At 43.2% G+C, this 11,053-nt stretch carries 8 protein-coding genes and 2 pseudogenes; 2 read left to right on the top strand and 8 right to left on the bottom strand.

Annotated features, from left to right (window positions below):
* The first annotated feature begins 6 nt into the window (after window positions 1–6).
* Window positions 7–2,256: a PAS domain-containing hybrid sensor histidine kinase/response regulator gene (locus tag ACYRY3_RS17410; protein ID WP_460202877.1), complete on the top strand. Its 2,250-nt coding sequence runs from the start codon at window positions 7–9 to the stop codon at window positions 2,254–2,256.
* Between the two features lie 223 nt (window positions 2,257–2,479).
* On the opposite strand, the gene ACYRY3_RS17405 is transcribed toward ACYRY3_RS17410, so the two are convergent.
* The 7 genes and pseudogenes from ACYRY3_RS17405 to surE form a co-directional block, all read right to left on the bottom strand.
* Window positions 2,480–2,788, bottom strand: a complete 309-nt coding sequence (locus ACYRY3_RS17405) for a hypothetical protein (protein WP_460202876.1) — start codon at window positions 2,786–2,788, stop codon at window positions 2,480–2,482.
* A gap of 65 nt (window positions 2,789–2,853) precedes the next feature.
* Window positions 2,854–3,647, bottom strand: a pseudogene (locus tag ACYRY3_RS17400) (IS5 family transposase).
* 178 nt (window positions 3,648–3,825) lie between these two features.
* Window positions 3,826–4,368, bottom strand: coding sequence for a cytochrome C (locus tag ACYRY3_RS17395; protein ID WP_460202875.1), 543 nt, complete (start codon window positions 4,366–4,368; stop codon window positions 3,826–3,828).
* Between the two features lie 158 nt (window positions 4,369–4,526).
* Window positions 4,527–5,435 carry an AAA family ATPase gene (locus ACYRY3_RS17390; protein ID WP_460202874.1) on the bottom strand — a complete coding sequence of 303 codons (909 nt, stop codon included), beginning with the start codon at window positions 5,433–5,435 and terminating at the stop codon, window positions 4,527–4,529.
* Between the two features lie 115 nt (window positions 5,436–5,550).
* A complete protein-coding gene (locus tag ACYRY3_RS17385; RefSeq protein WP_460202873.1) occupies window positions 5,551–6,567 on the bottom strand; it encodes a bifunctional riboflavin kinase/FAD synthetase in 1,017 nt (338 codons plus the stop codon).
* 286 nt (window positions 6,568–6,853) lie between these two features.
* Window positions 6,854–7,750, bottom strand: coding sequence for an MBL fold metallo-hydrolase (locus ACYRY3_RS17380; protein ID WP_460202872.1), 897 nt, complete (start codon window positions 7,748–7,750; stop codon window positions 6,854–6,856).
* A 288-nt stretch (window positions 7,751–8,038) separates the two neighbouring features.
* On the bottom strand, window positions 8,039–8,836 hold the full coding sequence (gene surE / locus ACYRY3_RS17375; protein ID WP_460202926.1) for a 5'/3'-nucleotidase SurE: 798 nt from the start codon (window positions 8,834–8,836) through the stop codon (window positions 8,039–8,041).
* Between the two features lie 309 nt (window positions 8,837–9,145).
* Here surE and pheS point away from each other — a divergent pair, with 309 nt between their 5' ends.
* Window positions 9,146–10,138: a phenylalanine--tRNA ligase subunit alpha gene (pheS, locus tag ACYRY3_RS17370; RefSeq protein WP_460202871.1), complete on the top strand. Its 993-nt coding sequence runs from the start codon at window positions 9,146–9,148 to the stop codon at window positions 10,136–10,138.
* A 203-nt stretch (window positions 10,139–10,341) separates the two neighbouring features.
* Here pheS and ACYRY3_RS17365 read toward each other — a convergent pair.
* Window positions 10,342–10,848, bottom strand: a pseudogene (locus tag ACYRY3_RS17365) (RecQ family zinc-binding domain-containing protein); the annotation flags it as partial.
* Window positions 10,849–11,053 lie beyond the last annotated feature (205 nt).

Below are 11,053 nucleotides of genomic sequence, written 5' to 3'. Positions count from 1 at the left end.
AATATAATGAAAGTCTTATTAGTAGAAGATAATCCTGGAGATGTTCGGCTGTTGCAGGAGTTTTTATGGGAAGTCCCCGCTGTTGAATTCCTCCTGCAGCAAGCACAAAAGTTAGATGAAGCACTGAAATATCTGGAAGAAGAAAGTTTTGATGTCATTCTGCTGGACTTATTACTGCCAGATAGTGAAGGGCTGGAAACTTTTGTCAAAATTCATCGGCAAGCTCCAGCTATTCCCGTAATTGTACTGACAGGGTTTGATGATGAAACAGTGGCTCTGAATGCAATGCAGCAAGGGGCACAAGATTATTTGGTTAAGGGACAGGTGAATGGTGACTTACTGTTCCGTTCCATGCGCTATGCAATTGAGCGTCAGCGTACAGAGGAAGCACTGAGACAGAGTGAGGAAAGATTCCGGGTCACTCTGAAAAGTTCTCCCATTTTTGTGTTTAATCAAGACAAAGAGTTGCGCTACACCTGGGTTTATAATCCTATTTTTGGATTGAGCCCTGAAGAAATTTTGGGGAAACGGGATTCAGATTTTATTTTGGCTGAAGATGCCGAACATCTGACAAAGATTAAACTTGGCGTACTTGCTACGGGTATCGGAACCAGAGAAGAAGTTTCTATCACCACAGACCAAGAAACTCGGTATTACGATCTCACCGTAGAACCCTTGCACAATAAATCACATGAAGTTGTAGGTATCACCTGCGCCTGTATTGACATTACCAGGCACAAATTGGCTGAAGAGCAAATTCGCCAACAAGCTGCTTTACTGGATGTGACAACGGATGCAATTTATGTGCGAGATTTAGAACATCGTATCCTATTTTGGAACAAAGGAGCAGAAAATTTGTATGGCTGGCTCTCAGAAGAAGCCTGCGGACAAAATGCCAGCAAATTCTTTTACGATGAAACACCGCCAGAAGAGGAAGGAGCTTTTTTAAGTGTGACCCGCAAAGGTCAGTGGCAGGGTGAATTTACTAAAATAACTAAGAATTCTAAAGAAATCCTTGTTGAAAGTCGTTGGACGTTGGTGTGCGATGAACACGGGAAGCCCACATCAATTCTGACTGTTGATACAGATATTTCCGAGAAAAAACTTTTAGAATCCCAACTGTTTCGCGCCCAACGCTTGGAAAGTATTGGTACCTTGGCAAGTGGTATCGCTCACGACCTGAATAATATCCTGACACCTATTCTTGCTGTAGCACAATTATTACCATTGAAATATCCTGATATATGCGACCAGGATATGCACCTGTTGGAGATATTAGAAGATAGCGCTAAACGAGGAGCGGATTTAGTTAAACAAGTTTTGTCTTTTGCGCGGGGTGTCGAAGGAAAGCGCATTACTTTGCAATTGAGACACCTTGTAAAGGAAGTGATATCTATTCTCAAAGAAACATTTCCCAAATCTTTGGAAGTCCGTACTGATATACAGCAAGACCTATGGATGGTGTCTGGAGATAGTACGCAACTTCATCAGGTACTCATGAATCTTTGCGTAAATGCTCGTGATGCCATGCCTAATGGGGGAACTTTAAGTATCTCTGCTGAAAATCTGTTTATTGATGAAAATTATGCCCGCATGCATTTAGAGGCAAAAACTGGTCCGTATACGGTGATTACTGTTTCGGATACTGGTGTTGGCATTCCTCCAGAAATTATAGACAGAATTTTTGAGCCGTTTTTTACAACTAAAGAACACGGCAAAGGTACGGGTTTGGGATTATCTACCGTGATTGGCATCATTAAAAGCCACGGTGGGTTTGTGAATGTATATAGTGAAGTGGGTTCCGGCACTTGTTTTAAAGTTTACTTTCCAGCCGTGCAAGATACGGAAACAGAGCTAACACCAGACGTTGATGTGTTAATGGGAAATGGAGAACTTATTCTTGTTGTAGATGATGAAACCTCGATTCAGGAAATCACCAAAGCTTCGCTGGAAGCACACAACTATAAAGTTTTGACTGCTGGTGATGGTGTGGAAGCGATCGCTGTGTATGCCCAATACAAGGATACAATCAGTGCAGTGCTGATGGACATGATGTTACCTTCCCTCGATGGTTTAACTGCCATCCGTACCCTTCAAAAAATTAACCCAAATGTGAAAGTGATTGCTAGCAGCGGGCTGATGTCTAACAGTAAGTTAGTAACTGCTGTTGGCAATGGTGTAAACGCATTTTTGCCCAAGCCCTACACCGTTAAGGAATTATTGCAAGCTTTGCAAACAATTCTTAAAACCCCGTAACTCCGTAAACCCGTAAACCCCGTAGGTTGGGGAGCCACTGCGTTGTGGGGGTTCCCCCCATTGAAGCAAGTGGCGTTTGAGGAACGAAACCCAACATCCAATCGCGAGGAACATTCCCACCAAAAGATTACCTTTTTCAATCAACCGCAAAGACACAAAGGACACAAAGTAGGGTGGGCACTGCCCACCATCCCTTCCCACTTCTGGGCGTGCAAGATGTCAGTTACCCTTCTCGTTCTTGAATGATGCGATTTTTTACCTCCAGTGGCAATCGTTCATCAGCTAATATTTTATCGATTAAAGGAGAATATTTTCCTTGATTGTAAATAATTGCGACAACAATAGCATAAAGATTAGCAAGTGGTAAAGTACCGTTTTCTGTCATCAAATCTTCACTAACAATTTGAGATAAAAAGTTTAAGTCAAGTTTGGCTACCTTATCAAGTAATCCTATAACATATACCCTATTAACTTCTCTAATGTCTGTAGCTCGTAGTAAATTTCTAATGCATAATCCTAATTGATAGTTCAAGGATGAGTCTTCCAAATTGGCAATATGTTTTAGAGGTTGTTTGAAAAGTTTTAGGGAGTCAAATTTTAAGCCAGTCGCCTTACCATAATACGGATCATGGCAAGGTAAATAAACGTTTCCGATGTTTCGGGCAATAGCTCATAGTCTCTGACCAAGCGCCGACACCCCATCAGCCAACCAAAAGTTCGCTCTACAACCCAACGTTTTTTGAGCAAGACAAAGCCCTTGGTTTGCTGCTTTTCGCAGAACCACCTGCACAATCCAACGACAAACGTCCATTACCCACTGCATGAACGGTTCACCGTCAAAGCCCCCATCTACCCAGAGGGTTGTTAAACGAGATACTTGCTGTTGAGAGTGTTTGACTCGTTTGAGAACTTGTTTGCCCCCCTTCACGCTCACCGACATTGGCAGCCTTTACCAATACCCGCAAGACTAACCCCAAGGTATCGACCGTCATAAATCGTTTGCGTCCTTTAATTTTCTTGCCTGCATCAAAGCCCACCGATTGACTCACCATCGCGGCACTTTTAACGCTTTGACTGTCGATGATTGCCTCAGATGGACTCGGATGATGTTCCTGCTCCATCCGAACCCAATCTCTCATATTATCGTGAATTTTCAGCCACGTCCCGTTTTTGCGCCAGTTACGAAAATATGTGTACACTGTCTGCCAAGGAGGAAAATCCCCTGGTAACGCTCGCCATCTAACTCCTTCTACCAGAATGTAGAAAATCCCATTGAGGACTTCCCACATATCGACTTCACGCTTGCGTCCACCTGGTTTAGCTTCTGGAATCAGGTCGCTAAGAAATTCATATTGCTCACGGGTCAGGTTGCTGGGGTAAGCTTTACTCATGTTGCTCTCTTGGTGCTGTTTACTATCTATTCACAGCGTATACGGAAGTGGGGATGGGGAGAGGGGGGAGAGGGGGAGAGAGGGAGGGAGAGAGGGAGGGTAGATAAGGTAGAAATTGCTTCCTTGTCCTCCTTGTCCCCCAAGTCCTCCTTGTCTCCCTTGTCCCCCAAGTGCCAAATTACTGCCACTCGGCGCTTAGGTTACGGAAATTAAAGTCGGCAGCACTGGGATGACAGGTTACACAACTGCCGATTTGCACGGGATTTGGTAGCTTGATTTTAGGATGCATCGCTTTGAAGTATCGAGAACTACTGACGCGATAGGGTATTTGTTCGTCATCCAACAACTGAGAGCGAGAGAAAGCTGCAAGATACCGCCAAACTAGGATGCGCGGTGGATCGACCAATGGCTTGAGTTGTACACCATAATGTTGCGAGTCTTCCAAAAGATTTTTCCAAGTTTGGGTAGGTAAGACAGCAGGAGGTATGGCAATGTGACAAGTCGCGCAATTTTCCAAATACAATTCTTGTCCTAATTGGTGTTGTGCAGGTACTACGTCAACAGTTCCTACCTCTGAGGAGGGAGTTGCGCCTTGGACATTAGCTGCCAAAGCTAAAAGCCAACCCATAGCCAAACTCCAAGTCAAGATAACCAAGAGTAAACCGAGTGGCTTTCCCTTTAATTTTCGATGGCGGAATTTACCTTTAACAATCTTTGACATAGGACCTCACCCTCCCACACTTTCATATGTGGCATTTCTTGCTAAACATAAGACCTGCACAGCACCAATGATGTTTCTGGTTAATGTTGCTTCAATTTAAGTAGTTTTGCTTACGCTTAACTACTACAAAGTTCATATTGTAACTTTTATCATTGTTGTTATGGAATGGGTACAGACCGCAATAATCTTTCCATTACAGTTCTTGCCTTACGACCTCCATTGGGTATAAGTCGATGACATAGAACATAAGGTGCTAAAAATTTGATATCATCGGGGATTGCATAATCTCTACCTAAAAGAAAAGCTAGGGCTTGAGTGGCTCGTTGTAACGCAACAGTACCCCGAGGGCTGACACCGAGGGTGATTTCCTCATCATGACGTGTTGCTCGCACTAATTCAAGAATGTACTGTTGCAACGAATTGTCTACCTTGACTTTGGAGCAGATTTTTTGTAACTCTTGTACTTCTTCTAAGGAAATGCAGGGTTGCAAATCGGCAAAATTAGCTCCCTGTTGATGTCGTTGTAACATTTGAAGTTCTTCTGCTTCAGTAGGATAGCCAAGGCTCAGCGACAACATAAATCGATCCATCTGCGCCTCTGGCAGTGGAAAGGTACCTTGGTATTCGATAGGGTTTTGGGTAGCAATGACGAAAAAGGGCATAGGAACGGTACGAGATATACCATCCACTGTGACTTGATGCTCTTCCATCACTTCTAGCAAAGCTGATTGGGTACGAGGTGTAGCGCGATTGATTTCGTCTGCAAGTAGGATGTTAGCAAATACCGGACCGGGGAGAAAAACAAATTCACCGCTTTTTGGGTTCCATATATTGGTGCCAGTAACATCTGTTGGCAGTAGATCGGGAGTGCATTGTAACCTTTGGAACTTACCATCAATGGAGCGTGCTAGAGATTTGGCAAGAAGGGTTTTACCCACCCCAGGAACGTCTTCTAGTAAAGCATGACCACCTGCTAGCAAAGCAACTAGCACCAAGCGTATTGCCTCGGTTTTACCAACAATGGCGAGTGATAGGTTTTGTGTTAGAGTTTCAACTTTTTGTCGCATGCTGAGAATAGGGAATTGTTAGTGGTTAGTAGTTAGTCGTTGGTGGTTAGTGGAACAAATAACCATTAACCACTCACCAATAACCAATTACAGTATTCCCACCCATTGCTGAGAACTAACCAGCTAAAAATGCTTTTGCAGCAATGCAGTCTTGTTGAATTTGTTTCTTTAGGGCTTCTAAAGAAGGAAATTTTTCCTCAGGTCGCAAAAATTGTTCTAGCTGCACTGCTAGTTTCTTACCGTATAAGTTACCAGACCAATCTAGTAAATGAACTTCTACCGATTGATACGTACCATTTACTGTTGGACGGTTACCTATATTCATAACGCCCAAGCAGGGATCTTCGAGAGAATCTAGTGTTTCACCTACGGTAAAAATACGAACAGCGTAAACACCACAGCATGGCAAAAATTTATCTTTTGGTAACTCTAGGTTAGCAGTGGGAAAACCAATTGTTCTACCAAGTTGTTGACCTTGGATTACAGTACCTATAAGGGTGTAAGGACGCCCCAACAGCTTGTTTGCCTCTTGGATATTTCCATTTTGTAGCAATTGACGGATGAGTGATGTACTAATGCGGGTCTGATGGATGGAAGATTCGCCTGCATCAGTGTTACCCTCAGACAAATCAGACGCACAAGTTTCTAAGGGAACAATGGTGACAGGAATGTTGTATTTGGCAGCAAGCACTTGCAAATGTTTGGCAGTACCACTACGATTGGAGCCAAAGCAAAAATCTTGTCCAACACTAATTTGTTTAGCTTGTAGTTGCTGAACGAGAATTTTTTCTACGAACTGTTCGGGGGTTAAAGCAGATAATTCTTTATCAAAGGGTAGGAGCACGAGTTGTTCTACCCCAAGCGATCGCAGTTGATAAATTTTTTCATCCAATGGTGTCAACCAAGTACGCTTATGACCTGTGAAAAACTCCTGTGGATGGGGATTAAAGGTAACCACCGTCGAGTGAGTGCCTGAGGAAGCGGTGAAATCAGGCAATATCGGTTGAATAACCCGTTGATGACCGCGATGCACGCCGTCAAATTTGCCAAGTGCAACACAAGTTGGTGTTAGAGCCAATTCGGTCAATGAAGTAACCCACACAGAAAACCCATTTTGAGACAAATTTAGCACGTCGATTTTGGGATTTTAGGAATGTTTAAGCTGTGAGCCAGAAGTTAAGGTAGTGCGTTACTGGGTTCCCCAGTTATTGCAACTACTGTTGAGTCCCAGCCGGTGCCAAGCGCGTTAGCTCGAAAGCCGAAAGAAACTCAAAACTTCAGTACATTACTCTATTAGCTATCAGCTCCTTAGTCTACAATTTTCGACTAACCGCTGACAGCTAATTGCTTTTTGATGATTGCTGACAGCTTCTACTCACCAATCTAATCCAAAATTCACCTTTGCTTCGACTCCAACTTTAAGCCAAAAACTTGCTAACAGGAAAAGATTCTGATAAGGAGATGGGTACGGGAACTTGAAGTACCATTCCTTCACGTGCCATAATAGCCCCCGAAAATTTTTCTGCTGCTTCTTGTCCAACACGGTCTAAAAATTCATCATCATGGGACGGGTCATGGTGATATATCGCCAAAGTTTTCACATTGGCAGCTTTCGCTATTTTCACAGCTTCTTGCCACGTAGAGTGTCCCCAGCCAATTTTAGGTTTGGTCAAAGAATGATACTCTTCATCTGTATAAGTGGAATCGTAGATGAGGATCTCAGCGTCACGAGCCAAACTCAGAACATTTTCATCTATTCTGTCGGGCAGATGTTCCGTATCGGTTACATAAACTGCTGCACTCCCACGCCAGTTCACTCTGAATCCTAGGGCTTCACCGGGATGATTGAGCGGTGCTGTTTCCACAGTGATGTCACCAACGTGTATCGCTTGCCCCGGTACGACGTTGTAAAAATCTAAATTCGCTTGCATTATTTGCAAGGGAACGGGAAAATTTGGATGTAGCATCTGGTCGTTAAGACGTTGTTCTATGGTCGAGCCATCAGGAGCGATCGCACCATAGATATGAAACCTGTTTCCCTGGATAAACCCTGGAGTAAAGAAGGGAAACCCTTGCATATGATCCCAGTGGGAATGGGTGAAAAAGATATGAGCTTCTACTGGCATTTCGGGCAACAACGATTGCCCTAAAACATGTAGCCCCGTGCCTCCATCAAAAATTAAGCGTTTACCGCCCACTTGCATCTCAACGCAAGGGGTATTACCGCCATAGCGAACGGTATTTGGTCCCGGACAGGGGATACTGCCGCGAACGCCCCAAAAATGTACGGAAAATAAATTCTCTATCCTAGACATGAGTGGTACTTGCTGGACTGAGCGGGCGATCAATACAAAAAATTTTTACTTTAACCATTAAGTTTATGCTGTCTTCTAGCTTTTGCTAGAGAAAGAACCTCTTCGGAAGACAGCGTACCCTGATGAACATTGTTTTTGTTTTTACAAATTAAAAATATCTAACCATAGTTCTCTTATTTACAAATGTTTATGTATGTTCGATCCACAAATCTGCTCCTAACTTTATAACCTAAATTTTGTCAGGATGCATTTCATGAAGCCAACAGAGTTATCCGTACCTGTCCTACTTTATGGAAGCTTAAATTCCCAATCAAACAATTGATTCAGCCCATTTGCGTAGGTTAGATTGTATTGTAAAGGCGTTATACTGATGTAATTATTACGGATAACGTGAACATCGATAGGTATACTTTGAGGAAGATTTAAACCGATTGGTGGTTCAACATCCTCTAGCACTTCGCCAGTTAACCAATAGTAAGTTTTCCCGCGAGGATCGACTCGCTTATCAAAAACATCAACATAGCGCCGCACTCCTTGACGGGTAATTGTCACCCCAGCAATTTCTTCCCAATTGACAGCAGGAATATTAACGTTGAGTAACATCAAGTCTGGTAAGGGATTTTTCTCTAATTGCTCAACCAAGATTTTGGCAAAGCGAGCAGATGCTTGGAAATCCTTACTCGTGTGGCTGGCAAGACTGAAGGCGATACTGGGAATGCCCTCAATTAAGCCTTCCATTGCCGCAGATACAGTACCAGAGTAGAGAATTTCAGTTCCCAAATTAGCACCTTGATTAATGCCAGAAAGAACTAAATCTGGTGTGGCTTCCAACAAAGCCCACAGAGCCAATTTGACACAGTCAGAAGGAGTACCATCGCAAGCCCAAGCATTGACAGACGGATGAAAAAGCGATTCGACTATTTCGGCACGAATCGGTTGGTGTAAGGTTAAGCCGTGTCCAGTTGCCGAGCGCTCCCGATCCGGGCAAACTACGCTGACATCGTGACCTGCTTCTGCTAAGGTGTTTGCCAGAACACGAATACCCAGAGCAGAAATACCATCATCATTGCTAATCAGTAATTTCATCGTCATTTGTCACTAGTCATGGGTCATTAGTTAATCGTTAAGAGTGAAGACTCATTTCGTCAAGAGTCAACCTGGAAACTTCTAGAATATATGGATTAAGCGCTCACCTGCTTGATGAGTCAAGATAGGAACACCGAAATATTTATGGTCAAAACTTAAATTTTAGACCGGGTAAAGCAGCTAAACTGGTAAAAAGAAGTTGGTTTCTTACCATCGCCTTAACTCATTAATGGGATACTGATGTCATTTGTCCAGCAAACCAAACCTTGGACTAATGACTCTTGACAAATGACAAATGACAATTAACTAATGACTAACAACTTAGAAGCTCAACTTTTAGGACTGCAAGAGGAAGGAGAAAAGGCAATCGCTGCTGCCGATACATTAGAACGCCTTGAGGAATTAAGAGTCAGCTACCTGGGTAAAAAGGGTCAGCTGGGGGCGCTCTTGCGAAATATGGGTCAATTAAGTGCAGAAGAAAGACCAAAATTTGGCGCGATCGCAAATACAGTTAAAGATGCCCTGCAAGCCAGTATAGATCGGCAACGCGTAGCCTTAGAAACAGCCCAAATTCAAGTACAGCTAGAAGCTGAAACCTTGGATGTGACGATGCCTGGTGTCTACCGTCCCCAAGGTCGTGTCCATCCCCTAAACGGGATAATTGATAAAGCGTTGGATATCTTTATTGGTATGGGCTACACGGTGGCAAGTGGTCCAGAGATGGAAACGGACTACTACAACTTTGAAGCGCTCAACACGCCACCCGACCACCCAGCCCGCGATATGCAGGATACTTTCTACCTACCTGACGGAAATCTCCTGCGAACTCATACCTCATCGGTTCAAATTCGTTACATGGAAAACGAGGAACCACCAATCCAAGTGGTTGCTCCCGGACGCGTGTACCGGAGAGATAATGTAGATGCTACCCACTCAGCCGTTTTCCATCAAATAGAACTTTTAGCAGTTGATGAAGGGCTAACGTTTACCGACCTCAAAGGTACTGTAAAAGTCTTTTTACAAGAAATGTTTGGCGATGTGCAAATTCGCTTCCGCGCTAGCTATTTCCCCTTCACAGAACCCTCCGCAGAAGTTGATTTGCAATGGAATGGTCGCTGGTTGGAAGTCATGGGCTGCGGTATGGTCGATCCAAACGTATTAAAAGCTGTGGGCTACGATCCAGAAGTGTATACTGGCTTCGCTGCTGGCTTCGGTGTTGAACGCTTTGCGATGGTACTCCACCAAATGGATGATATTCGCCGCGTTTACAACAGTGACCTACGATTCTTAAGACAGTTTTAAAAATGGTCATTTGTCATTTGTCCTTGGTCATTAGTTTAAGGGCAAATGACTACCAATATCGTTGAGATAAGACCAAAACCCTTCTCAGATTTTCGTAGGGTGAGCACTGCCCACCAACCAACTTGGTCATTACCTAAGAATAAATAACCAAGAACAAATGACCAAAGACAAATGACCAAAGACAAATGACCAAAGACAAATGACTAATGACAACGATCGCAATGACCGCAACGCCAATTTTTAAATTCTTCGTGAAAACCAAAAGCCTTCAGTAAAAATTGCCAACGGCATCCCCGAGTCATCAGATACCGATTCATCTGCTTGGTAGCATCCAAGTGTTCGTGTGGTATAGTTTTTTCACCGCGAACAATTGTGTAATGAAAAGGGTCAAGCCACTTGAGTTGACCGCTCCTACGCAGCAAAGATAATGCAACAGCACCTTCGGGAAATTTTTGTACCACTGCATTCACTTCCCCAGTTGAAGGTAATTTTTGCATCAATTGTTGCGCGGAGACCTGTAGCGATCGCAAATTTTTCTCAAAATACCTTTGCCTTTGTTTATCCTCAGGATCTAACCACCCTGTTGGTTCACTAATTAAAGTTAACGCATGAGCTGGTTTCCCATCCCGTCCTGCACGTCCAATTTCCTGAACATACTCCGATAGCAACAAAGGTGATTGAAAGTGAACCACCCAACGCAAGTTATCTTTAGCTAAAACGCCAGAAAGCTGATTTTACAAAGATTTTACTTTTTAGACATATCTATAAAGTAAATAAGATAAAATAACTTTTATATAAATTTACACAATATTGGTTCTTAAACTGTCACAATAGATATAAAACGTATTTAAAAATTTTTGTAATATATGACTAAAGAATATCAGGCTTTCAGCAACGAAATGGTTTTGCTTGAGA

It is taken from the genome of Scytonema sp. NUACC21 (genome assembly GCF_054684315.1).
This window is presented reverse-complemented; position numbering and strand designations above follow the sequence as displayed.